The sequence below is a fragment of the Pseudomonas sp. Seg1 genome (genome assembly GCF_018326005.1).
In the GTDB taxonomy this organism is placed as follows: Bacteria; Pseudomonadota; Gammaproteobacteria; order Pseudomonadales; family Pseudomonadaceae; genus Aquipseudomonas.
The window spans coordinates 6,251,749-6,277,665 of the sequence record NZ_AP021903.1 but is presented as its reverse complement, the minus strand read 5'-3'; the positions used below and the strand labels follow the sequence as shown (position 1 = coordinate 6,277,665).

The 25,917-nt window shown below is 60.0% G+C and carries 24 protein-coding genes and 1 other RNA gene; 14 read left to right on the top strand and 11 right to left on the bottom strand.

Annotated features, from left to right (window positions below; translation table 11 throughout):
* The first annotated feature begins 167 nt into the window (after positions 1–167).
* Both KI231_RS28285 and KI231_RS28280 read left to right on the top strand, forming a co-directional pair.
* A complete protein-coding gene (locus KI231_RS28285) occupies positions 168–797 on the top strand; it encodes a flagellar basal body-associated protein FliL (RefSeq protein WP_213026913.1) in 630 nt (209 codons plus the stop codon).
* A 179-nt stretch (positions 798–976) separates the two neighbouring features.
* Entirely contained in the window at positions 977–1,588 is a 612-nt protein-coding gene (locus tag KI231_RS28280) for an energy transducer TonB (RefSeq protein ID WP_213026912.1), read from the top strand.
* A gap of 45 nt (positions 1,589–1,633) precedes the next feature.
* On the opposite strand, the gene KI231_RS28275 is transcribed toward KI231_RS28280, so the two are convergent.
* The 3 genes from KI231_RS28275 to KI231_RS28265 all read right to left on the bottom strand — a co-directional run bounded on the left by KI231_RS28275 (position 1,634) and on the right by KI231_RS28265 (position 5,315).
* Complete coding sequence (locus KI231_RS28275) at positions 1,634–1,909, bottom strand: bacteriocin immunity protein (RefSeq protein WP_213026911.1); 276 nt, start codon at positions 1,907–1,909, stop codon at positions 1,634–1,636.
* Complete coding sequence (locus KI231_RS28270; RefSeq protein ID WP_213026910.1) at positions 1,906–4,164, bottom strand: pyocin-S2/colicin E7-DNase domain-containing protein; 2,259 nt, start codon at positions 4,162–4,164, stop codon at positions 1,906–1,908. Before KI231_RS28270 ends, KI231_RS28275 begins: the two co-directional genes overlap by 4 nt.
* Before the next feature lie 173 nt (positions 4,165–4,337).
* A complete protein-coding gene (locus KI231_RS28265) occupies positions 4,338–5,315 on the bottom strand; it encodes an NADPH:quinone oxidoreductase family protein (protein ID WP_213026909.1) in 978 nt (325 codons plus the stop codon).
* A gap of 150 nt (positions 5,316–5,465) precedes the next feature.
* On the opposite strand from KI231_RS28265, the gene KI231_RS28260 reads away from it, so the two are divergent.
* Positions 5,466–5,873 (top strand): flagellar basal body-associated protein FliL, encoded by a 408-nt coding sequence (locus KI231_RS28260; RefSeq protein ID WP_027610485.1) that lies wholly within the window; start codon positions 5,466–5,468, stop codon positions 5,871–5,873.
* 16 nt (positions 5,874–5,889) lie between these two features.
* Here KI231_RS28260 and KI231_RS28255 read toward each other — a convergent pair whose 3' ends face one another.
* The 4 genes from KI231_RS28255 to KI231_RS28240 form a co-directional block, all read right to left on the bottom strand.
* Complete coding sequence (locus tag KI231_RS28255; protein WP_213026908.1) at positions 5,890–7,008, bottom strand: ABC transporter permease; 1,119 nt, start codon at positions 7,006–7,008, stop codon at positions 5,890–5,892.
* Positions 7,009–9,732 (bottom strand): ribosome-associated ATPase/putative transporter RbbA, encoded by a 2,724-nt coding sequence (rbbA, locus tag KI231_RS28250; RefSeq protein WP_213026907.1) that lies wholly within the window; start codon positions 9,730–9,732, stop codon positions 7,009–7,011. It abuts the gene before it with no gap.
* On the bottom strand, positions 9,729–10,694 hold the full coding sequence (locus KI231_RS28245) for an HlyD family secretion protein (protein WP_213026906.1): 966 nt from the start codon (positions 10,692–10,694) through the stop codon (positions 9,729–9,731). The genes rbbA and KI231_RS28245 overlap by 4 nt, the downstream gene beginning before the upstream one ends.
* Before the next feature lie 124 nt (positions 10,695–10,818).
* A complete protein-coding gene (locus tag KI231_RS28240; RefSeq protein WP_103302509.1) occupies positions 10,819–11,268 on the bottom strand; it encodes an EVE domain-containing protein in 450 nt (149 codons plus the stop codon).
* 197 nt (positions 11,269–11,465) lie between these two features.
* On the opposite strand from KI231_RS28240, the gene KI231_RS28235 reads away from it, so the two are divergent.
* The gene (locus KI231_RS28235) at positions 11,466–11,621 is read left to right on the top strand and encodes a hypothetical protein (RefSeq protein ID WP_007911192.1); all 156 of its coding nucleotides are present in this window, start codon (positions 11,466–11,468) and stop codon (positions 11,619–11,621) included.
* 36 nt (positions 11,622–11,657) lie between these two features.
* Here KI231_RS28235 and KI231_RS28230 read toward each other — a convergent pair whose 3' ends face one another.
* From KI231_RS28230 to KI231_RS28215, 4 genes are all read right to left on the bottom strand, one after another.
* On the bottom strand, positions 11,658–12,263 hold the full coding sequence (locus KI231_RS28230) for a 5-formyltetrahydrofolate cyclo-ligase (RefSeq protein ID WP_103302508.1): 606 nt from the start codon (positions 12,261–12,263) through the stop codon (positions 11,658–11,660).
* A 79-nt stretch (positions 12,264–12,342) separates the two neighbouring features.
* A non-coding RNA gene (ssrS, locus tag KI231_RS28225) (6S RNA) lies at positions 12,343–12,521 on the bottom strand.
* Between the two features lie 30 nt (positions 12,522–12,551).
* The gene (locus KI231_RS28220) at positions 12,552–12,869 is read right to left on the bottom strand and encodes a cell division protein ZapA (protein ID WP_007967943.1); all 318 of its coding nucleotides are present in this window, start codon (positions 12,867–12,869) and stop codon (positions 12,552–12,554) included.
* Positions 12,866–13,075, bottom strand: a complete 210-nt coding sequence (locus tag KI231_RS28215) for a TIGR02449 family protein (protein WP_213026905.1) — start codon at positions 13,073–13,075, stop codon at positions 12,866–12,868. Before KI231_RS28215 ends, KI231_RS28220 begins: the two co-directional genes overlap by 4 nt.
* A gap of 118 nt (positions 13,076–13,193) precedes the next feature.
* Between KI231_RS28215 and KI231_RS28210 the strand changes: the two genes are divergently transcribed.
* The 10 genes from KI231_RS28210 (at position 13,194) to gcvP (ending at position 25,838) form a co-directional block, all read left to right on the top strand.
* Entirely contained in the window at positions 13,194–13,754 is a 561-nt protein-coding gene (locus tag KI231_RS28210) for a YecA/YgfB family protein (RefSeq protein WP_123532641.1), read from the top strand.
* A 27-nt stretch (positions 13,755–13,781) separates the two neighbouring features.
* Positions 13,782–15,116, top strand: a complete 1,335-nt coding sequence (gene pepP / locus KI231_RS28205) for a Xaa-Pro aminopeptidase (protein WP_213026904.1) — start codon at positions 13,782–13,784, stop codon at positions 15,114–15,116.
* Positions 15,113–16,300, top strand: a complete 1,188-nt coding sequence (ubiH, locus tag KI231_RS28200; protein WP_103302504.1) for a 2-octaprenyl-6-methoxyphenyl hydroxylase — start codon at positions 15,113–15,115, stop codon at positions 16,298–16,300. The genes pepP and ubiH overlap by 4 nt, the downstream gene beginning before the upstream one ends.
* Complete coding sequence (locus tag KI231_RS28195) at positions 16,293–16,778, top strand: DUF4442 domain-containing protein (protein WP_213026903.1); 486 nt, start codon at positions 16,293–16,295, stop codon at positions 16,776–16,778. The genes ubiH and KI231_RS28195 overlap by 8 nt, the downstream gene beginning before the upstream one ends.
* Positions 16,779–16,787: 9 nt before the next feature.
* The gene (locus KI231_RS28190) at positions 16,788–18,005 is read left to right on the top strand and encodes a 2-octaprenyl-3-methyl-6-methoxy-1,4-benzoquinol hydroxylase (protein ID WP_213028846.1); all 1,218 of its coding nucleotides are present in this window, start codon (positions 16,788–16,790) and stop codon (positions 18,003–18,005) included.
* A 246-nt stretch (positions 18,006–18,251) separates the two neighbouring features.
* The gene (locus tag KI231_RS28185) at positions 18,252–19,256 is read left to right on the top strand and encodes an extracellular solute-binding protein (RefSeq protein ID WP_213026902.1); all 1,005 of its coding nucleotides are present in this window, start codon (positions 18,252–18,254) and stop codon (positions 19,254–19,256) included.
* A 255-nt stretch (positions 19,257–19,511) separates the two neighbouring features.
* Complete coding sequence (locus tag KI231_RS28180) at positions 19,512–21,128, top strand: ABC transporter permease (protein ID WP_213026901.1); 1,617 nt, start codon at positions 19,512–19,514, stop codon at positions 21,126–21,128.
* Positions 21,129–21,283: 155 nt separating this feature from the next.
* Positions 21,284–22,366, top strand: coding sequence for a glycine cleavage system aminomethyltransferase GcvT (gcvT, locus tag KI231_RS28175; RefSeq protein ID WP_213026900.1), 1,083 nt, complete (start codon positions 21,284–21,286; stop codon positions 22,364–22,366).
* A 47-nt stretch (positions 22,367–22,413) separates the two neighbouring features.
* Entirely contained in the window at positions 22,414–22,797 is a 384-nt protein-coding gene (gene gcvH / locus KI231_RS28170) for a glycine cleavage system protein GcvH (RefSeq protein WP_213026899.1), read from the top strand.
* A 167-nt stretch (positions 22,798–22,964) separates the two neighbouring features.
* Complete coding sequence (gene gcvP, locus KI231_RS28165; RefSeq protein ID WP_213026898.1) at positions 22,965–25,838, top strand: aminomethyl-transferring glycine dehydrogenase; 2,874 nt, start codon at positions 22,965–22,967, stop codon at positions 25,836–25,838.
* The last annotated feature ends 79 nt before the right edge of the window (positions 25,839–25,917 follow it).

Below are 25,917 nucleotides of genomic sequence, written 5' to 3'. Positions count from 1 at the left end.
GAAAATAGCACCGGTTCGCATCGACCAAACAGCGGAAATAGTCGAATTCGCGTGTTCCTTTACGAACCTGTCGCTCAGCTGTAAGAACAGGGCGTTTTTGTAGCGGTCGACGATGGCTGTCATAGACTCCTGATCAGTCACTCCGACTGATTCAACCGAGATAAATGATGGCTCTGAAGGTTCGTATGTTGCTGCCCGGATTGCTGGCGGCGGCCGTAATCACTGTGTCCGTTCTGGCACTGAGTTACGCCCAGGATTCTGCGGCACCGGGTTTGCGCAATGTCACGGTGCTGATCGTGCGTCATGCGGAAAAACCTGAGGTCGGCAGGCAGCTCAATGCCCGAGGAGAGCAACGGGCTGTGGCCTATGCCGACTATTTCAGTGCGCTGATGCTGGACGGCCAGACGCTGATACCTCAGCGCCTGATCGCTACCGCCGACAGCGCGGAAAGTATGCGCCCGCGTCAGACGCTGATCCCGCTGTCCCTGCACCTGCAACTGCCCATCGAACAGCCTTATGCCAATAACGATGTCGACAAACTGGTCAGTTTGCTGCGCAAGAGTAATCAGGCGAAAACCGTGCTGATTGCCTGGCACCACGGGCATATCAACAAGTTGATCTCGGCTTTTGGTGGCGACGGCCCGGCATTGATCGGTCAACCGAAATGGCCGGTGGATGTCTACGACTGGCTCATCGTTTTGCGCTTCGACGACAAGGGGCAACTTGTTGAATCGCGTAGCCAGAAGATTCAGGAACATTTGCTGCCGGGCGATATTGCTGATCCCGGTCGCGGCTAACAGTCCGTCAGAAAAGTTACCGGTGACCCTTTTGCGCGGTTATTTACCTTTTTTAGGGACGGGGTTTAGGAAATGTCCTGCGTCCAAAGGAGAAGCTGCGCCATTCAGTTCAAAGCCATTGCTCCGTAACCTTTGTGCTGTTGCCGGGAAAGGCGAATCACTAAGGAAGGGGTGGGATCATGCGCTGGTTTTTTGCTTGGCTTTTGTTGGTGTTCGGAGGTTCCGCGCTGGCCTCAGAGAAGTTTTTGATCCCGGAAAACAATCCCAAACCGGTCTATCCTCGAATGCTGCAACGGGCGGGCATCACGGGGGAGGTGAAGGTCAGTTTTATCGCCAGGGCGGATGGCTCGGTCAGCGACATCAGGATTCGGGAAAGCAATCACCCGGACTTGGCCGAAGCAGTTCGAGCCGCGATAGCGCAGTGGCGGTTCAAACCCTGGGTGGTTGAAGGGGACAAACCTGAAGAGCAGGAAATCGTCGCGCCAATGATTTTCCACCTCGAAGACCACCCGCTTCATATCAACCAATGGCTGAAAACAGTTAAATGCCGGGCCGTTAACGAAAACCTTGGAAATATGAGCGAGTTCGATTGGGTTGACTCAAGCGTATTTGCGTATACGCGGGCCTATCTTTCAAATTCAATCACCAGGCATCAATTGTCGGATGAGGAGCGTCTGGCGATGATTGCGAAGATGAACAAGCGGGTTCCGATGATCGTAAGAAGTTGTCGAGAGAGTCCAGCGCGCAAGTTTATGAGTCTGCTGCCTGTGGAGATTCGGGAGTTGCTTTGATCTGAACTTAAGCAGCACCACAGATTGTAGTGCTGCTTCATTGGATTAATCAGGCTTAAAGCCGGGTTTACCGTTTGCTTCACGCCATTCTTTGACTTCTTTTACGACTCCAGCAGGACTGTCTTCGCGGTCAGGTGCCGGGCGAAATATAACCGCGCGTTTTTTTGGGTGCTCAGTTATTTTTTCAAAATGAAGTGCGAGATTGCTTGTATATGCACTTAGTGCGTCGCCGGTAAGGCCGTTTGTATCTTCAAAAAATTCCGTCACAAAAAGTAAAAACTCTTCTTCGGTATAATCTTCGAATTTATCTTTTAATTTCATGGTTTTATACCGTTCTTGTGTAGTTCTATATGTGCGTGAGGGGTCATTATAGTTAAATTTTCAATGTTATAAACTTCACCGCCGTCTTTGATGTGTTCTATGTGGTGGATTTCGTACTTGTCCCTTCGGCCAACAGAGTCTATCTCGTCAGTGCTGGGCGCTGCACCATTCGCTAATAGCTTGAGGTCAGCTTTGCTGAATTGCTTTGAAAGGTCCGAATCAGCAGCGACCGTACGCCAGAATTTTTCCCTGAATCTATCAAAGTTTCTGAAATCCTGACCACGCAACTGATCCGCAATCTGTGCAGGAACCGGCGAGCCACTTGGTTGTGTCGCGCTACCCAACCAATTTTCGCCAACCACCTGCCCTGTGCCTGCCACCGTACCCGGCTCATAACGCGGGCCGCCGCGAGTGGCCATCATGTAGATGGATTCGATCCCCGACTCTATCGGAAACTCCAGGATGTAATCATCAGGATCGTCAAAGTCGCAGGAGGGGTGTTCGTCTACTCGCCCCTCGATTTGTGTGACTCTCGCTCCGGGATAAATTCGGATACCGGAGTCGGTAGCCGGCAGGTCGGTGCTGTTCAATAACTCATCACCTGGCGGTGAATCAGGAGTCCAGGTCAGCGTAATCGGGATCAAGCCTTCGGTAGTGAACGTGTAAAGTTTTGTTTGGGGGTCAAAACTGGCTTGCCTGACCCTCACGCCAAAGCTGTTTTTGGGCGACTCAAGATAGAGTCGTGTGTGTTCTCCTCGGGCGGATGCCACTACGCGGTGCCGCAGCCAGTAGAGGAGAACAGGTGTTCCAGATGGGGAGTATTTACGCTCTGGGTAAAACTGAGACAGCGGTATGGTGACTACCACGGGATTGCGCTGTAGCTCGCCGTTTCCAAGTGTCGGAGTGTAGAAAATTGAAGCTAGAAAGACGCCGATTGGCCCACTGGTGAGGGTTGTGCGAAGGTCATTCAGGGAACCGAGTGCTTTAGCGGGTGAGAAAGGTGAGCCTTCATGCCCGGAAATCAAGCCGTCTGCGGTGACGACAAGTGGTCGAACGGCAGTAGTTGTGCCGTCAATCAAGGGTATTTGTACTTTATCAATTTTGTATTTCTGGCGAGTTAACGCCTTGATTTCGTCTTGAGCATTATTCAATACGCTCCAACGCTTTTCGCTTCCCGCAGTTTTGTAGCCGCCACCGACCTCTCTTTCCGCTTTGGACACTGCGAGGTATCCGGCATAGAGCGCTTGATAGTGGTCTTTTATCCAACGTAGTTTCTCATCGATACCCTCTGGTTGGTTCTGAGAGAATTGACGCAGCTTCGAATCAAACTCGGAGGCAACGATGGAAGCTACGATTTGCTTTCTTCTTCGCCTGGCTTGTTGTGCTGCTTTAAGTTGCCTGGCTTCCTTTTGTCTCGCTTCCCACAGTGCGTCTTCTCTAGCATCCAGTTCAGCTTGCGCGATCTGTGCTGCGAGCTTGGCCGCATGCTCGGTTTCGGCCTTTGCTTGCGCAATTTGCGCCGCGACTTTCGTCACATGCTCAGCTTCAGCCTTTGCTCTCGCAGCTAGTGCTGCCGCTTGCGCTTGCAACCTGGCAACCTGCTGTGCCTCTGCCTGGTAGGCCTGTGTTAACTGATAAGACAGGACATGAAGCTTGTGCGTCAGTTGCCTTAGCTCTTCAGCATTCCTTTGTGCTGCGAAAGCGGACGTGTAAGCGTCGGTCCATCTATGAAGGACTTCCGACGCGGGTATGTGGAGGTAGACATTGATCAGATCCTGTTGAGTTCGGGTCAGCGGATCAGCACCATAAAATGCATTTGCTCTTGCCTGGTTATTATTTTGCTCTGCAGTTTTTGTATGTATCAGATGAGTAAGGGCTGTCTGTTGGCGCGTAATTGCCTCGACAGGCGTAATACCGTTGACACCGCCAAGACTCGCAGTGACTGTGTTGATCTCGGATTGAAGAGTGGTGGAAAGTTGACTGGATTTTACGTGGTGTTCATTGGCTATTGCTGCTTTGCTTGCCTCAATGTGTTGAACCGTTTGCGAAATGAAAACGGCTTCATTTATATCGGCGATGTCTTGCCTTGATAGTTGGCTGAACAGGTCTGAGCCAGTTCGGCTTCTATTTCTCGTTCGACCAGTACGGTCGTATCCTCCACCTTCAGAGTTTGGTGAATAAGTTTGAGTTCTATTTCCAATGATGTGGGTGGTGTCTAAGTCTGTATAGCCTGGTCGCCAGTTTTGATCACTCATACAGTTACTCCTTGTGTCTGTATGGGATCAAGTTACTGTGATCTGCTGAAACGACTGCGGTAGATAGCTACCACCTGTTGATAGTTTGTTGGTGGTAACACAAGTGGTTCCAGGAAATATAAAAAGGCCGGATAAATTCTGCGGATCTATCCGGCCCTGACGACGAGTAACTCTCAGCGCACCTGCACCACCACCTTGCCCACCGCCTTGCGCTGGCCAAGATCATTGATCGCCTGCGCCGCATTGCTCAGTGGATACACCTGCGACACCAGCGGCTTCAACTTGCCCTCGGCAAACCAGCCGAACAACTGCTGGAAGTTTGCAGCGTTGTCCTGTGGCTGACGCTGGGCGAACGAGCCCCAGAACACGCCGAGCACCGCTGCGCCTTTGAGCAGGGCAAGGTTGACCGGCAGTTCGGGAATGCGCCCGCTGGCGAAACCGACTACCAGCAAGCGGCCGTTCCAGGCGATGGCGCGGATGGCTTGATCGAACAGGTCGCCACCGACCGGGTCGTAAATCACGTCGGCGCCTTGGCCATCGGTGAGGCGTTTGATCTCGTCCTTGAGGCTGGTTTCGCTGTAGTTGATCAGCTCGTCGGCGCCGGCCGCCTTGGCCACGGCGAGTTTTTCCGCGCTGCTGGCGGCGGCGATCACGCGGGCGCCCATGGCTTTGCCAATCTCCACGGCAGCCAGACCGACACCGCCGGACGCACCGAGCACCAGCAGGGTTTCGCCCGGTTGCAGATTGGCGCGTTGCTTGAGTGCGTGCATCGAGGTGCCGTAGGTCATGCTGAAGGCGGCGGCGGTGTTGAAGTCCATTGATGGCGGAATCGGCAGCACGTTATAGCCCGGCACCGCGACCTGCTCGGCGAAACTGCCCCAGCCGGTCAGGGCCATGACCCGGTCACCGACTTTCAGATGACTGATCTTTTCACCCACAACGCTGACCACGCCGGCCGCTTCACCACCCGGCGAGAACGGGAAGGGCGGCTTGAATTGATATTTTCCCTCGATGATCAGCGTGTCCGGGAAGTTGACCCCGGCTGCGTGCACGTCCAGCAGGATTTCGTTCTTCTTCGCGACAGGGCTGGCGACGTCTTCCAGCACCAGCGATTCGGCAGGGCCGAAGGCTTTGCACAGCACGGCTTTCATCAGGGCTATTCCTTTGGGAGTGATGGCCGATAAGTGTAGGTGTGTCAGTCAACGGGTCAACGAGCATGCCCGGCCCTGATAGTCAGCCATAAGTTTGTGCTTGCGCGGCGGGTCGTTATGCTAGGCCGCAAACCGGATAAGGAGCGAATTGTGAAAGCGTGGATCATGTTGTTGCTGGCCCTGTCTCTGCCTGTGGCAGCGCTGGCCGAAGAAGCCAAAGAAGGCGAGGCGCCGAAGGTCAATTACATCACCCTGAGCCCGCCGTTCGTGGGCAACTACGGGCTGGACGGCACGCCGAAGCTCAAGGTCTACAAGGCCGATGTGGCATTGCGTGTGACGGGCGAAGAGGCGACCAAACTGGTCAAGGCCAACGAGCCGCTGATCCGCAATCAACTGGTGGCGCTGTTCACCCAGCAGACTACTGAGGCGATGGGCAGCATCGAAGGCAAGGAAAAGCTGCGTCAGGAAGCCCTGAAGCAAACCCAGCAAGTGATGAATGACGAGACCGGCAAGCCGGTGGTTGAAGATCTGTTGTTCAACAACCTGATCATTCAGTAAGCACACCGGCCGCTGTTCAGGACGCCAGGCTTTTGCGAAAGCGTGCCAGTGCGATGAGGAAGAACAGTAGGCCGATGGCCGTCAGCGCCAGCAAGTCCGGCCAGACCACGCTCAGCCCGGCGTCGCGGAACAGAATCGCGGCGCTAAGGCTGACAAAGTGCGTGGACGGTGAGCCCTGCATGACCCACTGCAGCCACTGCGGCATGCTGTCCAATGGCGTGCTGCCGCCCGACAGCAGCAACATCGGGATGATCACCGGAATCGCCAGCAGGCCGAACTGCGGTGTCGAGCGCGCCAGCGTCGCGAGGAAGATTCCCAACGCGGTACTGGCAAACAGATAAACCGCGGTCACCAGCAAAAACAGGCTCATCGAGCCGGCCAACGGTACGCCGAGCGCGCCTTTGACCACCACCTCCAGCGACAGCCAGGTGCACAGCACCACCACCAGCAGATTGCTCCAGATTTTCGCCAGCATGATTTCCAGCGCCGTCAGCGGCAGCACCAGCAAATGGTCGAGCGTGCCGTGTTCGCGTTCGCGCAGCAGCGCCGTGCCGGTGAGGATGATCGCCAGAATGGTGATGTTGTTGACGATCTGAATTACCGCCAGAAACCAGCCGCCCTCCAGGTTGGTATTGAACAGCGCGCGGGTGGTCAGTTGAATCGGCGTCTTGCTCGCGGCATCGCCCTGGCCGCCATAGTCCTGCAGTTCACGCTGGAAGATCCGGCCGATGTAACCGGCGCCCATGAACGCCTGGCTCATGGCGGTGGCGTCCACATTGACCTGAATGGCCGGGTGCCGCGCCGCCAGCAGGTCGGTTTGAAAACCTGCCGGAATGTTGATGACGAAGGTGTACTGGCCGCTGTCCATGACCTGGTCCAGTTGCGGGTAAGGCAACAGCACCGGCGTCTGGAACTCCGGCGGTTGCAGGGCCTGGGCCAACTGGCGCGAGAGCGCGCTGTGGTCTTCGTCGACGATCGCCACGCTGGCGTTGTGCACGCCGATCACTGAGCCGGCGGCGGGCATGTAGATAGCCACGGTGAAGGCGTAGAACAGGAACAGCAGCAAAACGCTGTCGTGGCGCAGGCTGGTCAGTTCCTTGAGTCCCAGGCGCAGGATGTGCGCGAACTTGTGCATTCAGGCCTCCTGCTTTTTCAGCATGACCAGGCTCAGCCCGGTGAACCCGACAAAGAACCCGAACAGCGCCAGGCACTGCGGCCATAGCTGCCGCAGGTCCAGCGCTTTGGTGAACGTGCCCACCGCGATGTCGAGAAAGTGCCCCGCCGGAAACAGCATGCCCATCACCGCAGCCGCACCTTCCAGAGAAGAGCGCGGCACGATCAGCCCGGAAAACTGGATGGTCGGCAGGCTGGTGATGATCATGGTGCCGAGGATCGCGGCGATTTGCGTGCGGGTGAACGCTGAAATCAGCAGGCCCATGCTGGTGGTCGCCAGCACGTAGAGCAGGCCGCCGAAGGCCAGCGTCAGCAGGCTGCCCTTGAACGGCACGCCGAACAGCCAGCGGTTCATCGCCACCAGCAGCGCAAGATTGACCAGGCTGACCAGCAGGTACGGCGCCTGTTTGCCGAGCAGAAACTCCAGGCGGGTCAGGGGCGTGGCGTAGAAATTGGTGATCGAGCCCAGCTCTTTTTCGCGGACGATGCCCAGCGCCGTCAACATCGCCGGAATGAACGCCAGAATCAGCGCCATGACCCCGGGACCGATGGCGTTGACGCTGACCACATCCTGGTTGTAGCGAAAGCGGGTTTCCAGGCTGGCGCCCGCCTGATGGTTGATGCCGGGGCTGCTCTGCTCGGCCAACTGTTGCAGGTTGGCCAAGTGCACGGCTTCGACATAGTTGCGGCTGGTTTCGGCGCGAAACGGCATGCCGCCATCCAGCCACGCCGCCACCGCAGGCTGCCGTCCGGCGTACAGGTCGCGGCCGAATCCGGGCGGGATTTCCAACGCCAGTTTGATCTCCGAACGTTGCAGGCGTCGGTGCAGTTCTTGAGCGTCGTGGATGGCCGGCCGCTCATCGAAGTAGCGCGAGCCGCGAAAGGCTTCCAGATAGGTGCGGCTCTGCGGTGTCTGGTCCTGGTCGTACACGGCGAACGCGAGGTTTTCCACGTCCAGGGAAATCCCGTAGCCGAAAATCACCATCATGAAAATCGCCCCCGCCAGCGCGAACGCCATGCGCACCTTGTCACGCAGCAGCTCCTTGCCTTCGCGACTGGCCACCGCCAGCAGGCGACCGAGGCTGAAGCCGCGCTGTTTGAGCGGCGGCGCATTGGCCGTTGGCGCCGTCGTCGATTCATTCGCGGGCGGCGATTCGGCGGTGCCCTGAGCCTGTTCCAGACACGTCACGAAAGCGGCTTCCAGCGTCTCTCCAGCAAACTGACATTGCAGCGCCGCCGGGGTATCGCACGCCAGGACCTTGCCGGCGTGCATCAGCGAGATGCGGTCGCAGCGCTGGGCTTCGTTCATGAAGTGGGTGGAGAGAAAAATCGTCACGCCTTGTTCGCGGGACAGTTCGATCAACAGTCGCCAGAAGTCATCGCGAGCGGCCGGGTCGACGCCGGACGTCGGCTCATCGAGGATCAGCACTTCCGGGCGATGCAACACCGCGACCGCCAGCGACAGGCGTTGACGCAGCCCAAGGGGCAGAGCGCCTGACGGCTGATCAGCAACGCCGCGCAGATTGAAGCGCTCGATCAACGCTTCGATGCGTGGCGCGCTTTCGGCTTTGGGCAAGTCGAACAGCCGGGCATGCAGCTCAAGGTTCTGTCGCACACCGAGTTCGCCATACAGCGAAAAGCTCTGGGACATGAAGCCGACCCGTTTGCGCGTGGCCAGATCCTTGGCATCCACCGGATTGCCCAGCAGTGTCGCGCGGCCTTCGCTGGCCGGCATCAGCCCGGTCAGGACTTTCATGGTGGTGGTCTTGCCGCAGCCGTTGGAGCCGAGAAAACCGAAAATCTCGCCGCGACCGATGGCGAAGCTGACGTGATCCACGGCGGTGAAGTCGCCGAAGCGCAGCGTCAGATCGTTGGCCTCAATCGCGATATCGGTGGTGCCGCCGCAGCGTGGCGGAATCACCAGCGGCTTGGCGTCATGCTGGCTGTCACCCTGGAAATGGGTGAAGGCCTCGTCGAGTTTGCCACTCGGGGTGACGGCCGCCAGTTCACGGCTCAGGCCGGTGGCAATCAATTGGCCGTTGTCGAGCATCAGGCAATGCTCGAACTGTTCGGCTTCCTCCATATAAGCGGTGGCGACCAGCAGGGTCAGCTGCGGGCGCTGGCGCCGTACGTCGTCGACCAACTCCCAGAAACGCCGGCGTGAGAGCGGGTCGACACCGGTGGTCGGCTCATCGAGGATCAACAGGTCCGGCTCGTGGATCAGCGCGCAGCACAGCCCGAGTTTCTGTTTCATGCCACCGGACAACTTGCCGGCGGGGCGCTCGGCGAACTTCAGCAGGTCGGTGGCGAGCAGCAGGTTGTGCATGCGTTGTTCGCTGTCGGCCTTCGACAGACCGAACAGCGTGGCAAAGAACTGTATGTTTTCGCGGATCGACAGCTCGGGATACAGGTTGCCGCCCAATCCCTGGGGCATGAAGGCGATGCGCGCATACAGCGTGTCGCGGTGGCGGCGCTGCTGGATCGGCCCGCCGAGGACGTCCAGTTGCCCTTGTTGCAAGGCCTTCACCCCGGCGATCAGCCCCAGCAGGCTGGATTTGCCCGCGCCATCGGGGCCGATCAGCCCGCAGCGGGTGCCGGCAGGCAGGCTGAAGGTGATATCGCTCAGCGCTTGCTGTTTGCCGTAGCGGTGCGCGATAGCGTTCGCCTGAACCGCGAGGCTGTTCATTGCAGATTGGCCGGCCAGGCGATCGGCGCAGTGCGCACATACCCGGCGCCGGGCATGCCGGGCTTGGCTTGCGGCACGGCGCTGGGTTGGGTCAGGCGCAGCTTGACGCGGAACACCAGTTTTTGCCGCTCGTCGCGGGTTTCGACTTCCTTGGGGGTGAACTGCGATTTGCCGGCGACGAAACTGATTTTTGCCGGCAAGGGCTTGTCGGGCAGGGCATCGAGCAGCACCCGCGCTTCATCGCCCACCGCCAGACGCCCGGCCACCGAGGCGGACAGATAGAGGTTCATGTACTGATCGTTGGGATCAATCAACAGCAGGACGCGGCCACCGGCGCCTAGCACTTCCCCGGGTTCGGCCATGCGTAACTGGATCACGCCATCAATCGGCGCGCGCAGGCTGCTGTCGTCGATTTCGCTGGTCAGTTGAGCGACCTGCGCCTGCGCTGCACCGATCGCTGCAGCAACCGCCGACACCTGGGCGCGGGCCGCCGTCACGGCAGCGTTGCCGGTGCCGATGCGCGACTGCAATTGATCGATGACCTGAGCGCTGACGAAACCGTGCTTGAACAGCGACTGAGAGCGCCCGAGTTCCTGCTGGGCCAGCAGTAGCTCACTCTGACGCAACTGCACATTGGCCTGGGCGGCATTGAGGTTTTCCCGGGCGCGCAAGACCTCGGCTTCGGCCTGGTTGCGCTGGGCTTCAAGGGTGCGGGTGTCCATGCGCGCCAGCAATTGGCCTTGAGTGACCTTGTCGCCTTCATCGACCAGCACCTCGGCGAGGCGACCGGGTGTCTTGCTGGCGATCTGCACTTCGGTGGCCTCAAGTCGTCCGTTGCCGGCCGACAGCCCCTCGGGCAGGCGACTGCTGATCGACTTCCAGTAACCGAAGCCGCCGGCGGCCAATAATAAGGCTATGAGCGATCCGGCAAATAACAGTGAGGAACGGCGGTGCGTCGACATGGGGGGCATCCTGCGGCTGTGGCGTCCAGTCTGACGGTTCAAGCGCTGGGGGCGCTTGATGTCAATCAAATGAGCGGCAAGCCTAGACCCTTTTGTCTGCCAACAGTGCGTGACCGGGCGGTTCTCAGCGCAGGCCGAGCACAGCGGCCCATTGTTCGGCGGTGACGGGCATCACTGAAAGCCGCGAGCCTTTCTGCACCAGTGGCATTTGCGCCAGCGCGGTCTGCTGTTTCAGGTAATCGAGCTTCAAGACCCGCGCAAACGTCTCGACATGCGCCACATCGATCGCACTCCAGGCGTTTTTCTCCGGCGTGGCTTTGGGGTCGAAGTAATGGCTTTCCGGTTCCAGTGCGGTGGGATCCGGGTACGCCGCCTCGATTATTTTCCCGATCCCGGCAATCCCTGGCTCAGGGCAGCTGGAATGGTAGAAAAAGAACTCATCACCTACCGCCATCGCCCGCAGGAAGTTGCGTGCCTGATAGTTGCGAACCCCGTCCCAGCGCGCTTTGCCGAGTTTTTCAAGACCTTTGATCGAGAGTTCGTCCGGCTCGGATTTCATCAGCCAATAGGCCATGGTTTTTGCTCCTGAAGCGTTCATTGGGCAAGTTGTCGGGCAATTTTATGACAAACCGACGGTCGGTTGACGTCAGCGTTTGCGCGCAGGTTCACGTTGTCGCAAAATGCCGGCCTTTAAAGCTTGACGCTGCTGCACGGCCTACGAATGGAAACCGCTGCTGTCATCGTGATGATGTGCCTTGAGGGGGGCAATCGATGAAACGCAAACCGGATTTGCTGTGGACTTTGGTGATTTTGTTCGGCCTCGGTGTCGTGACCACCGGTTATGCGCAGAGCCTGTGGGCCAACAAGGCCGATGCTCCGATTGAAGTGGCGCAACAGGTTCAACAGTCGACCGCCTTCAAGCGCTGAAACTGCCTTCCCGACGCCGCTGATTTGCGCGGCGTCCTATCCCGCGAAATACCATGCCTTGTCGGTGACCGTGCCTTGTAACGGAACATCCCAACTCGCCTGCGCCAGTCGTTCGACTTTCTGACACTCATGAGCCAGCCCGAGCAGTGTCGGCTTGCGCCAGTTCTGGCGCCGCGCCAGGTACGCCAGGCTGCGATCATAGAAGCCGCCGCCCATTCCCAGTCGCCCACCGACATCGTCAAACCCCACCAGCGGTAACAACACCAGGTCCAGCGTCCAGATCTTCCGCTGGCGCGCCAACTGCGCGCGCGGTTCGAGAATGCGGAAGCGATTGGGCTTGAGTTTCTCGCCGGGGCGGATGCGCTGGAAGACCATTTTGGTTCGCGGCCAGGCGCTGAGTACCGGCAAATACGTGGCCTTGCCCCGGCGTTGTGCTTCGCGCAGCAGCAGTCGCGGGTCGATTTCACCGTCAGTGGGCAGGTACAGGGAGATATGTTTTGCCCGGCGAAAATGCGGGTCTTGGGCCAGTTGCCGGAACAGGCCCTTGGCGGCCTGCCGTTGTTCACCGGGAGTCAGTGAGCGGCGCGCCTTGCGCAGCAGGCGACGGAGTTGCGGGCGGGGTAGCAGCGCGGGTTCGGTCATGGTTCGGCTTCGGCAGGTTGGACGAAAACGTACGCATAAAAAATCCGATGTCGGTTTTCACCGACATCGGATTCGAATCAGGCTCCCCGGATGAACCGCTGTCAACTTAGCCCTTGAACCCGAAAGTTCAAGGTGGAAGATGCAGTAGACTTTAAGGCTTTCCGTCTGGCGGACATGCACACCAGCCCAACGTGCAACTTCCAGGGTAGTGCGAATCGGCTCAGGGACATCGTCAACTGGCAAGCACCCCAGGGAGTGCCGCGAGTATACCTCAAGCGGCCTGGCGAATCAGCCCTTGCTGATGTCCGGATCGTCGGCCAGCACCAGATCGACACGATCGAGCAAGTCGCGCACCTGTTCACGGGTCGAGCCGCTGGCCTGGATGTCCGGGCGCTCTTCTTTGTGCAAGAGGTCGTGGGTGATGTTCAGCGCGGCCATCACGGCAATGCGGTCGGCGCCGATGACTTTGCCGCTGCTGCGGATCTCGCGCATCTTGCCGTCCAGGTAGCGTGCGGCACTGACCAGATTGCTGCGTTCTTCCTGCGGGCAGATGATCGAATACTCTTTGTCGAGGATCTGCACGGTAACGCTATTGCTTGAACTCATGAGTCTTGCTCCAGGGCCTTGAGGCGCGAAATCATCGATTCGACCTTACGCCGGGCGATTTCGTTTTTTTCAATGAGGTGCGCGCGTTCCTCGCGCCAGGTCTTTTCCTGAGCTAGTAAGAGTCCGTTTTGGCTCTTTAGTTGCTCGACTCGGCCAATCAGCAGTTCGAGTCTGGCCATCAGCGTTTGCAGGTCGTTGTCTTCCATTGGATTCACTGTCTGATGGGTTAGCTGGCGGACAGCCTTTAATAGTCTTGGCGAGTCTGTCGATGTAGGATACAAGGCCTTCATTCTAGACATAGCGCCGTCTGGCGCCTAGCTGCCCATGACCATTGCGAATTCCCCGTACCAAGCCTTTGCCACCCTGCTGACTTCCAGCGGCCACAACGTCTCGCCTGCCGAACTGCATGGCGTGCTGCTCGGACGCAGCTGCGCCGGTGCCGGCTTCGATAACGAAGGCTGGCTGATCGACGCCGCCGAACTGCTCGAAGGCGACATCCAGGACAACGTCCGCAACGCCCTGATCGGCCTGCAAGAGATGGTCAAGGGCGAGCTGACCGGCGACGACGTCACCGTCGTTCTGCTGCTGCCGACCGATGACGCCCCACTGGCTGAGCGCGCCGCTGCACTGGGCGAGTGGTGCCAAGGCTTCCTCAGCGGTTTCGGCCTGAACTGCCGCGACAGCAGCATGCTCAGCACCGAAGCTACCGAAGTGCTGCAGGATCTGGCCGCCATTTCCCAGGTGCAAGATGCCCTGGAAGAATCCGAAGACGGCGAAACCGACTACATGGAAGTCATGGAGTACCTGCGCGTCGCCCCGCTGCTGCTGTTCTCGGAAACCAAGAAAGCCGACGTGCCGCCAGCCGCCAAGCCGTCGCTGCATTAATCGCGTGCCAGGGAAAGCCATCTGCCCATGACCCATATCCCGAAAGCGGAATACAGCCGTCGCCGCAAGGCCCTGATGGCGCAGATGGAACCCAACAGCATCGCTATTCTGCCTGCCGCCGCGGTAGCGATCCGCAACCGCGACGTCGAGCATGTCTACCGACAGGACAGCGACTTCCAGTACCTCAGCGGTTTCCCCGAGCCGCAGGCCGTCATCGTCTTGATGCCCGGCCGCGAGCACGGCGAATACGTGCTGTTCTGCCGTGAGCGCAACGCCGAACGCGAATTGTGGGACGGCTTGCGCGCAGGGCAGGAAGGCGCGATCCGCGACTTTGGCGCTGACGACGCGTTCCCGATTACCGATATCGACGACATCCTGCCGGGCCTGATCGAAGGCCGTGACCGGGTGTATTCGGCGATGGGCAGCAACCCCGAGTTCGATCGGCACCTGATGGACTGGATCAACGTGATCCGCTCTAAAGCGCACCTCGGCGCCCAGCCGCCGAACGAATTCGTTGCCCTGGATCATCTGCTGCACGACATGCGCCTGTATAAATCGGCGGCAGAAGTGAAGGTGATGCGCGAAGCCGCACGGATCTCGGCCCAGGCCCACATCCGGGCGATGCAGGCCAGCCGTGCCGGGCTTTATGAGTACAGCCTCGAAGCCGAACTCGACTACGAATTCCGCAAGGGCGGGGCGAAGATGCCGGCCTACGGCTCGATCGTCGCGGCCGGGCGCAACAGCTGCATCCTGCATTACCAGCAGAATGACGCACTGCTCAAGGACGGTGATCTGGTGCTGATCGACGCCGGTTGCGAGATCGACTGCTACGCCAGCGACATCACCCGCACCTGGCCGGTCAACGGCAAGTTTTCGCCCGAGCAGAAAGCGATCTACGAGTTGGTGCTGGCCTCGCAGGAAGCCGCATTCGCCGAAATCGCCCCGAACAAGCATTGGAATCAGGCGCATGAAGCCACGGTTCGAGTGATTACCACCGGGCTGGTGAAACTTGGATTGCTGCAAGGCGAGGTCGACGAGTTGATCGCGACTGAAGCCTATAAAGCTTTCTACATGCACCGCGCCGGCCACTGGCTGGGCATGGATGTGCACGACGTCGGCGAGTACAAGGTCGGCGGCGAATGGCGCGTGCTGGAGGTCGGCATGGCGCTGACCGTCGAGCCGGGTATCTACATTGCCCCGGACAATCAGAACGTCGCGAAGAAATGGCGCGGCATTGGCGTACGCATCGAGGACGACGTGGTGGTGACCAAAACCGGTTGTGAAATCCTCACCAGCGGCGTGCCGAAAACCGTCGCCGAAATCGAAGCGCTGATGGCGCAAGCACGGACACACGCAGCATGAGTCGAGTCAATCTGGCAATCATCGGTGGCGGCCTGGTCGGCGCCAGTCTGGCGTTGGCCTTGCAGGCCGGGGCCAAGGCCCGTGGCTGGAAAATTGTCCTGATCGAGCCGTTCGCCCCCGGCGACAGTTGGCAGCCGAGCTACGACGCGCGTTCGTCGGCGTTGTCCTTCGGCTCGCGGCAGATTTATCAACGGCTGGGCGTGTGGCAAGAAATCTCCCGCCGCGCCGAGCCGATCAAACAGATTCACGTCTCCGACCGTGGTCGCTTCTCCACCGCACGTTTGTCGGCGATGGAAGAGGGCGTACCTGCACTCGGTTATGTGGTGGAAAACGCCTGGCTCGGCCAGTGCCTGTGGCAGCACATCGACAAAGACGTGATCAGCTGGCGCTGCCCGGCGGAAGTCACGCGCATGGAGCCGCTGCCGGATGGCTATCGTCTGACGCTCAATGATGAAACCACCCTTGAATGCGACCTCGCGGTGCTCGCCGATGGCGGCCGCTCGGGGCTGCGCGAACAATTGGGCATCAACGTGCGCAAGCGTCCGTATAACCAGAGCGCGCTGATCGCCAACATCACGCCGAGCGAAGCGCACAACGGCATGGCCTTCGAACGCTTCACCGACGAAGGCCCGATGGCCTTGCTGCCGCTGCCGGAAAACCGCTGCGCGCTGGTCTGGACGCGTCTGGGCATGGACGCGCAGCGTCTGGCGGACTTGAGTGAGCGCGATTTCCTCAGCGAACTGCAGGGCGTTTTCGGCTATCGCCTCGGTACGCTGAAACAGGTCGGCGCGCGGCATTTGTATCCGTTGTCGCTGGTTGAAGCTGAGGAACAGGTGCGTTCGCATCTGGCCGTGCTCGGCAACGCGGCGCACAGCCTGCATCCGATTGCCGGTCAGGGTTTCAACCTGTCTCTGCGCGATGCCGATGCCTTGGCCGCCGCTTTGTTGAGCAGCGACAAACCGCTCGGCGACTTCGCCACCCTGCAGGCGTATCGCGAGCGGCAGCGTCTTGATCAGGACCTTACAGTCGGCTTCTCCGATCAGGTCACGCGCTTGTTCGGCAGCACGCAACCGCTGGTTTCGCTGGGCCGTAATATCGGTCTGCTCGGCCTCGATCTGTTGCCGCCAGCCAAGCGCTGGTTTGCTCGTCAGGCGATGGGGTTGGGAACCCGACCGGATGCTTAAGGGGTTGACCGCCAGATTTGGCAAAGCGCGCTTGATGCGCTGGGTGATGACGTTCTATCCGCCTTACCTCGGCGCCGGTGTACGGGTTCGACATATCAGCGACGACTTCCGCGACATTCAGGTGTCGATGGGCCTGGGCTGGTATAACCGCAACTACGTCGGTACCCAGTTCGGCGGCAGTCTGTATTCGATGGTTGATCCGTTTTTCATGCTGATGCTGATGGAAAACCTCGGTTCGCGGTACATCGTCTGGGACAAGGCGGCCGACATCGATTTCATTGCGCCGGGCAAAGGCCCGGTATTCGCCCGCTTCAGCATCGACGAGACCTTGCTCGACGAGATCCGCCGGCAGACCGCCAGTGGCGAGAAATACCTGCCGCAGTTGCAGGTCGACATTCATGACGGCGCCGGCAACCTTGTGGCGCGGGTCGGTAAAACCCTTTACGTGCGGCTCAAGCCGCAAGCGAGACAGGCTTAAAGCATGGAAATGCGCGCAGATCTGCTGATTGTCGGAGCCGGAATGGTCGGCAGCGCCCTCGCGCTGGCGTTGCAGGACAGCGGGCTGGAAGTATTGCTGCTCGACGGCAGCCCGTTGAGCGTGAAACCGTTCGATGCCGACGCGGCGTTTGAACCGCGTGTCAGTGCGCTGTCGGCGGCCAGCCAGCGAATCCTCGAACGCCTCGGCGTGTGGGACGGCATCGCCAAGCGGCGCAGCAGTCCGTACACCGACATGCACGTGTGGGACGGCAGTGGCACCGGGCAGATTCATTTCTCGGCGAGCAGCGTGCACGCCGAGGTGCTCGGCCATATCGTCGAGAACCGCGTGGTCCAGGATGCCTTGCTCGACCGTTTGCACGATTGCGATCTGGGCATGCTGGCCAATGCGCGACTGGAACAGATGCGTCGCTCGGGCGATGACTGGCTGCTGACGCTGGCCGATGGTCGGCAATTGCGTGCGCCACTGGTGATCGCAGCGGATGGCGCCAATTCGGCCGTACGCCGCCTGACCGGCGTGGCCACCCGCGAATGGGATTACCTGCATCACGCCATTGTCACCAGCGTGCGTAGCAGCAAACCGCATCAGATGACCGCGTGGCAACGCTTCACCGATCACGGCCCGCTGGCGTTTCTGCCGCTGGAGCGCGACGGCCAGCAGGATTGGTGCTCGATCGTCTGGTCGACCACGCCGAGCGAGGCCGAGCGCTTGATGAAGCTGGATGAGGCGGACTTCTGCCGTGAGCTGGAGCGTGCGTTTGAAGGTTGTCTGGGCGAGGTCGTCAGTGCCGACCCACGTCTGTGCGTGCCGCTGCGTCAGCGGCATGCCAAGCGTTACGTGGCTGAAGGGCTGGCGCTGATTGGCGACGCTGCGCACACCATTCACCCTTTGGCGGGGCAGGGTGTGAACCTGGGCTTCCTCGACGCGGCGGTGTTGGCCGAAGTGCTGCTGCAAGCGAACGAGCGCGGTGAGCGACTGGCGGACGTGAAGGTCCTGAGCCGCTACGAGCGTCGACGCATGCCGCACAATCTGGCGCTGATGGCGGCGATGGAAGGGTTTGAGCGATTGTTCCAGGCAGATCCGCTGCCGTTGCGCTGGTTGCGTAACACGGGTTTGAAACTGGTCGAGCAGATGCCCGAGGCGAAAGCGTTATTTGTGCGTGAAGCCCTCGGCTTGACCGGTGATATTCCCGCGCTCGCTAAAGCCTGACATTTTCATTGAGGCTGATGGCCTCTTCGCGGGCAAGCCCGCTCCCACAGTGGTCGGTGTGAAACATCAATGTTGTGTACACCCGAAGACCCTGTGGGAGCGGGCTTGCCCGCAATGGCGTCGGTGAAGCCACTACAAAAACACGCTGTGCAACATCTGGTAACTCCTTCGAACAGTGATCGATTGAGCTGGTAAATGTGAGTCCTTATCATTTGGCCCACATTTTCCGACCGAGAGACCACTCCCATGTTGGCACCCAAGCGTCTTCTGACCGCACTGGCCTTGACCCTGATTGGCAGTACCACTGCCCAGGCCGCCGACGAGGTGGTGGTTTACTCCTCGCGCATCGATGAGCTGATCAAGCCAGTGTTCGATGCTTACACCGCCAAGACCGGGGTGAAGATCAAGTTCATCACCGACAAGGAAGCGCCGCTGATGCAGCGCATCAAGGCCGAAGGCGAGAACGCCACCGCCGACCTGCTGCTGACTGTCGATGCCGGCAACCTCTGGCAGGCCGAGCAGATGGGCATCCTCCAGCCGTTTACGTCGAAAACCATCGACGCCAACATTCCTTTGCAATATCGCTCGTCCAGCCATGCGTGGACTGGCCTGAGCCTGCGTGCGCGGACCATCGCCTATTCCACCGAGCGGGTGAAACCGGGTGAACTGACCACCTACGAAGCGCTGGCCGACAAGAACTGGGAAGGGCGCCTGTGCCTGCGCACGGCGAAGAAGGTCTACAACCAGTCGCTGACCGCGACCATGATCGAAGTCCACGGCGCCGAGAAAACCGAGAAAATCCTCAAAGGCTGGGTCAACAACCTGTCCACCGACGTGTTCTCCGATGACGTCGCGGTGCTTGAGGCGATCAACGCCGGCCAGTGCGACGTTGGCATCGTCAACACTTACTACTACGGTCGACTGCACAAGCAGAAACCGGATCTGCCGGTGAAACTGTTCTGGCCGAACCAGGCGGATCGCGGCGTGCACGTCAATCTATCGGGGATCGGCCTGACCAAGCATGCACCGCACCCGGAAGCGGCCAAAGCCCTGGTCGAGTGGATGACCACGCCTGAGGCGCAGAAGATTTTCGCCGACGTGAACCAGGAATTCCCGGCCAACCCGGCGGTGAAACCATCGGAAGAAGTGGCGGCCTGGGGCCAGTTTGTCGCTGATACCTTGCCAGTGGAAGTGGCGGGCAAGCGTCAGGCCGAGGCGATCCGGATGATGGATCGGGCGGGTTGGAACTGAGGCTTTTTCGATATATTTGTCTGCTTCAAGATCCAGCCCCTCACCCCAGCCCTCTCCCCAAGGGAGAGGGGGAAAAGGGAGCCGATCTGAGTTGGATTCAAATCCTGAGTTCGACTCGATGTTTCAGGTCGATGTAGCTTGCATGAGCACCTCGGTCAGTCCCCTCTCCCCCCGGGAGAGGGTTAGGGTGAGGGCAGCAATCTCAACCTGAAACCCTAATCCCAAGAACACCCCAATCCCTCCAGAGATTCAAAAGTGGCCCACCCTGCCCAACGCCGCTGGTATCCCATTGTCTTCGCCATTGCCTCGCTGGTGCTGTTGCCCCTGAGTGTCCTGTTGCTCTCCTGGCAGACCATCGATCAGCAGATCTGGTCGCACCTGTGGGAAACCCAGATGCCGCGCCTGTTGGGTAACACCCTGACCCTGGTGCTCGGCGTCGGTGTCGGCGTGACGCTACTCGGTGTCAGCCTCGCCTGGCTGACCAGCCTCTGCGAATTCCCTGGGCGGCGCTGGCTCGACTGGGCGCTGATGCTGCCGTTCGCCATCCCGGCCTACGTACTGGCCTTCGTTTTCGTCGGCCTGCTGGATTTCGCCGGCCCCGTGCAAACGCTGCTGCGTGAATGGTTCGGCACGGGCCTGCGGCTACCGCGAGTGCGCTCCACCGGCGGTGTGATCGTGGTGTTGGTGCTGGTCTTCTATCCCTACGTTTACCTGCTGGCGCGCAGCGCGTTTCTTGCTCAGGGCAAAGGCCTGATGGAAGCCGCACGGGTGCTCGGGCAATCGCCGTGGCAAGCGTTCTGGCGCGTTGCGTTGCCGATGGCGCGGCCGGCGATCGGCGCCGGTGTAGCGCTGGCGCTGATGGAGACCCTGGCGGATTTCGGCGCAGTCTCGGTGTTCAACTTCGACACCTTCACCACGGCCATCTACAAAACCTGGTACGGCTTCTTCAGCCTGCCGAGCGCGGCGCAACTGGCCAGCCTGTTGTTGCTGGTGGTGATGCTGGTGCTGTACGGCGAACGCCGCGCACGCGGGGCCAATCGGGCGGGCAACGAGCGGCCACGGGTCAAGGCGCTGTACCACCTGCGTGGATTCAAGGCGCTCGCGGCGATGAGCTGGTGCGGATTGGTCTTCGCCTGCGCTTTCGTCATTCCGATGCTGCAGCTGCTCGTCTGGTTCTGGCAGCGCGGCCGTTTCGATCTCGATGAGCGTTACGCCGGGCTGATCGTCCACACCCTGTATCTGGGCGGCATGGCCGCGTTGATCACCGTCAGCGTCGCGTTGTTGCTGGCGTTTGCCCGACGCTTGGCACCGACTCCGGCGATCCGTTCCGGCGTCAGTCTGGCCAATCTTGGCTACGCCTTGCCGGGCTCGGTGCTGGCGGTCTCGATCATGCTGGCGTTCAGTTATCTGGATCGCGAACTGGTGATCCCGCTTTCGGGCTGGCTCGGTGGCGCCGGCAAACCCTTGCTGCTGGGCAGTCTGGCGGCGTTGCTGATGGCTTATCTGGTGCGCTTCATCGCTGTCGCCTACGGCCCGCTGGAAAACAGCTTGGCGCGTATACGGCCGTCTTTGCCCGAAGCGGCACGTAGCCTGGGTGTCAGTGGGCCGCGACTGTTTTTCAAAGTGTATCTGCCACTGTTGCTGCCCGGCACGTTGAGCGCGGCGTTGCTGGTGTTCGTCGATGTCCTCAAGGAAATGCCCGCGACCCTGCTGATGCGCCCGTTTGGCTGGGACACGCTGGCCGTGCGCATCTTTGAAATGACCAGCGAAGGCGAATGGGCGCGGGCATCGTTGCCAGCGCTGACTCTGGTTCTGGTCGGTTTATTGCCGGTTATCGGACTGATCCGCCGCTCGGCGCACCGAAACACTTAGTAGTGAGTCCTGAATCATGCGGCTACAATGCGCGGCATTCGGTGCGGTTCGTCTGACAGATCTGTTCGCTGGAATCGGCTGAGAGCCTTCTATTTCAAGGCTTTCACCCGTGCAGCGGCTGTCCGCACCTTCGCCACGCCCGGAAGGAGAAACCCATGGGACAGCGTACGCCTCTGTATGACCTGCATCTCGCCCTCGGCGCGAAGATGGTCGATTTTGGCGGTTGGGACATGCCACTGCATTACGGCTCGCAGGTCGAGGAGCACCACGAAGTGCGCCGCGATTGCGGGGTGTTCGATGTTTCCCACATGACCGTAATTGATGTCACCGGTGTTCAGGCCAAAGCCTGGCTGCAGTATTTGCTGGCCAATGATGTCGAACGCCTGCACAACCCCGGCCGTGCGTTGTACAGCACCATGCTCAACGAGCGCGGTGGCATCGTCGACGACATGATCGTCTACCGTCTCGAGGACGGTTATCGGCTGGTGTTCAACGCCTCCACCCGCGATCAGGACCTGGCCTGGATGAATGCGCAAGTGGGCGGTTACGACGTGCAGCTGCACGAGCGCTCCGAACTGGCCATGCTCGCCATTCAAGGCCCGCAGGCCCGGCACAAGATTGCCGAACTGGTCACCCAGTCCCGCGCCTCGCTGATCCAGCAGCTCAAACCTTTCGAAGCGCACGCCGACGGCGACTGGTTCATCGCCCGTACCGGTTACACCGGTGAAGACGGTCTGGAAATCGCCTTGCCGGCTGATCAGGCTCCAGCGTTTTTCAACGATCTGGTCGGTGCCGGCATTTCGCCGATCGGCCTTGGTGCCCGCGACACCTTGCGGGTTGAGGCCGGGATGAACCTCTACGGTCAAGACATTCATCAGGACGTTTCGCCGCTCGCCTCGAACATGGCCTGGAGCATTGCCTGGGAACCGGCCTCGCGCCAGTTCATCGGCCGCGCCGCGCTGGAGGCGGAAAAAGCCGCGGGTGTTGCGCACAAACTGGTCGGTCTGGTGCTCGAAGAACGCGGTGTTTTGCGTGCTCATCAGGTGGTTCGCATCGCCGATGTTGGCGAAGGGGAGATCACCAGTGGTAGTTTCTCTCCTACGCTAAGCAAATCGATTGCCCTGGCGCGTGTTCCGATGGCCACCGCCGACCGCGCCGAAGTGGAAATCCGTGGCAAGTGGTACCCGGTACGCGTGGTCAAACCGACCTTCGTGCGCCACGGCAAAACTTTGATCTAACCTTTTCCGGCGGGCAGACCGCTGACAATTTCTTGAGGACACCGAAGATGAGCGATATCCCTGCCGAACTGCGTTTTGCCGAAAGTCACGAATGGGCACGTCTGGAAGCTGACGGCACCGTCACTGTGGGCATCAGTGATCACGCGCAGGAAGCGCTGGGTGATGTGGTGTTCGTTGAACTGGCTGAGGTCGGCAAAGTGTTTGCTGCCGGTGATGCAGCAGGTGTTGTTGAATCGGTGAAGGCGGCTTCCGACATCTACTCCCCAGTTGGCGGAGAAGTGATCGCGGTCAACGAAGAACTGGCCAACTCGCCGGAAGAACTGAACAACGAGCCGTACGCTGCCTGGATCTTCAAACTCAAGCCAAGCGACAAGGCTGAGCTGGACAAGCTGCTGGATGCCGCGGCCTACAAGGCAGCCATCGGCAAATAAGCTTCGAGCGATACCCCAAAGCCCCGACTCGTCGGGGCTTTTTCATGGGCAATGAAAATCCAGTGTGGGAGCGGGCGTCTGTACTGAAAATGAGTTGCGACACGGGCTGCTATGCTGGTTTGACCGTGTTGCATTGACGCCGAGCGCCAGCCTAGAGAGAGCCCGTCATGTCCCAGTTGCCGTCCCTGAGCCAGTTACGCGATTCCGAGGCCTTCCTGCGCCGTCATCTCGGCCCGGATGCCGCTGAGCAACAAGCCATGCTCGACAGTCTCGGTCTCGGCAGCCGGGTCGAACTGATCGAGCAGACCGTGCCGCCGGGCATTCGCTTCAATCGCCCGCTCGATCTGCCGCCGGCGCTGGATGAGCAAGCCGCACTGGCCAGACTGCGCGGGTATGCCGAGCAGAATCAGGTGTGGACCAGCCTGATCGGCATGGGCTACCACGGCACCCTCACACCCAGCGTTATCTTGCGCAACGTGCTGGAAAATCCCGGTTGGTACACCGCGTACACGCCGTATCAACCGGAGATCGCCCAAGGTCGGCTCGAAGCCTTGCTGAACTTCCAGCAAATGACCATCGACCTCACCGGCCTCGAACTGGCTAACGCTTCGTTGCTCGATGAAGCCACCGCCGCCGCTGAAGCCATGGCACTGGCCAAGCGCGTTGCCAAGTCGAAGAGCAATCTGTTTTTTGTCGACGAGAACTGTCATCCGCAAACCGTTTCCGTGGTGCAGACCCGTGCCGAGGGGTTTGGCTTCGAGTTGATCATCGATGCTGTGGATAACTTGAAGCAGCATCAGGTGTTCGGCGCACTGCTGCAATATCCCGACACCCACGGCGAAATCGCTGATTTGCAGCCGCTGATTGACCACCTGCATGCACAGCAGGCGTTGGCCTGCGTCGCCACTGATCTACTGAGTTTGTTGTTGCTGACGCCGCCGGGTGAATTGGGCGCTGATGTGGTGTTCGGCTCGTCCCAGCGTTTCGGCGTGCCCATGGGCTACGGTGGGCCGCACGCGGCATTTTTTGCCAGCCGCGAGGAATACAAACGGGCGATTCCCGGGCGGATCATTGGCGTGTCGAAGGATGCCCGGGGCAACGTGGCACTGCGCATGGCCCTGCAAACCCGCGAGCAACATATCCGCCGCGAGAAGGCCAATTCGAATATCTGCACGGCACAGGTGTTATTGGCCAACATGGCCAGTTTCTATGCGGTTTACCACGGGCCGGAAGGTTTGAAACGAATCGCCCAGCGCGTACATCGGCTGACCTGCATCCTCGCGGCGGGTCTTGAGCGCCACGGCATCAAACGGGTCAACGCACGGTTTTTCGACACGCTGACGCTGGACGTTGGCGGCGCGCAAACCGCAATCATCGGAAGCGCCCAGGCCGCGCAGATCAACCTGAGAATCCTCGGCCGTGGTCGCGTCGGTCTGAGCCTGGATGAGACGAGCGATGAAAATACAGTCGCAAAACTCTTCGATGTGCTGCTTGGTGCCGATCATGGTTTAAACGTCGGCGATCTCGATGCTGAAGTCCTGGTTTCAGGCATTCCCGACAACCTCCAGCGCAAGACGCCTTACCTGCGCCATCCGGTGTTCAACGCTCATCACAGCGAAACCGAGATGCTGCGTTACCTCAAGCAACTGGAGAACAAGGACCTGGCGCTCAACCAGTCGATGATCCCGCTGGGCTCCTGCACGATGAAACTCAACGCCACCAGCGAGATGATCCCGATCACCTGGCCGCAGTTCGCCAACCTGCATCCGTTTGTGCCCCGAGAGCAGGCAGTCGGTTACACCTTGATGATCGAAGAACTCGAGCGCTGGCTGTGCGCGATCACCGGGTTCGATGCGATTTGCATGCAGCCCAACTCCGGCGCTCAGGGTGAGTACGCCGGGCTGCTGGCGATCCGCAAATATCACGAGAGCCGCCAGCAGGGGACGCGGGATATCTGCCTGATTCCTTCCTCGGCCCACGGTACCAACCCGGCCTCGGCGCAGATGGCCGGGATGCGCGTGGTGATTGTCGAGTGCGACGAGGCGGGCAATGTCGATCTGGATGATCTGAAGGCCAAAGCCGCCGAGGCTGGGGCCAGGTTGTCGTGCCTGATGGCGACCTATCCGTCGACCCATGGTGTGTACGAGGAGGGCATCAGCGAAATCTGCGAAGTTATCCACCAGCACGGCGGTCAGGTGTACATGGACGGCGCCAACCTCAACGCGCAGGTCGGGCTGGCGCGGCCGGCGGACATCGGCGCCGACGTGTCGCACATGAACCTGCACAAGACGTTCTGCATTCCCCATGGCGGCGGCGGGCCGGGCATGGGGCCGATCGGCATTCGTGCGCATCTGGCGCCATTTGTCGCCAACCATCCGGTGGTGCCGATTGACGGGCCGCTGGCGCAGAACGGTGCGGTCAGCGCAGCGCCGTGGGGCAGCGCAAGTATTCTGCCGATCAGCTGGATGTACATCGCCATGATGGGCCCGCAACTGGCCGATGCCAGTGAGGTGGCGATTCTGGCGGCAAACTATTTGGCGCAACATTTATCCGGCGCGTTTCCGGTGCTGTACACCGGGCGCAACGGGCGAGTGGCGCATGAATGCATTCTTGATCTGCGGCCGCTGAAGGCGCAGACCGGGATCAGCGAAGAAGATGTCGCCAAGCGCCTGATGGACTATGGCTTCCATGCGCCGACCATGTCATTCCCGGTGCCGGGGACGTTGATGGTCGAGCCGACCGAGAGCGAGTCGAAGGCCGAACTGGACCGCTTTATCGGCGCCATGTTGAGCATTCGCGCAGAAATCAGCGAGGTGCAGAACGGCAACTGGCCGGCGGAAGACAACCCGCTCAAGCGTGCGCCGCACACGTTGGCGGATGTTACCGGGGTCTGGGAGCGCCCTTACAGCATCGAGCAGGGCATTACCCCGGATGCGCATACCAAGGCGCACAAATATTGGCCGGCGGTGAATCGGGTGGATAACGTCTATGGGGATCGCAATCTGTTTTGCGCTTGCGTGCCGGTGGATGATTACCGCTGACTTTTCTGGAAGTTATCCAAATCCTGTGGGGGCGGGCAGATCCAGCATATTGGGTGAATGCTGCACCGCCATGGCGGGC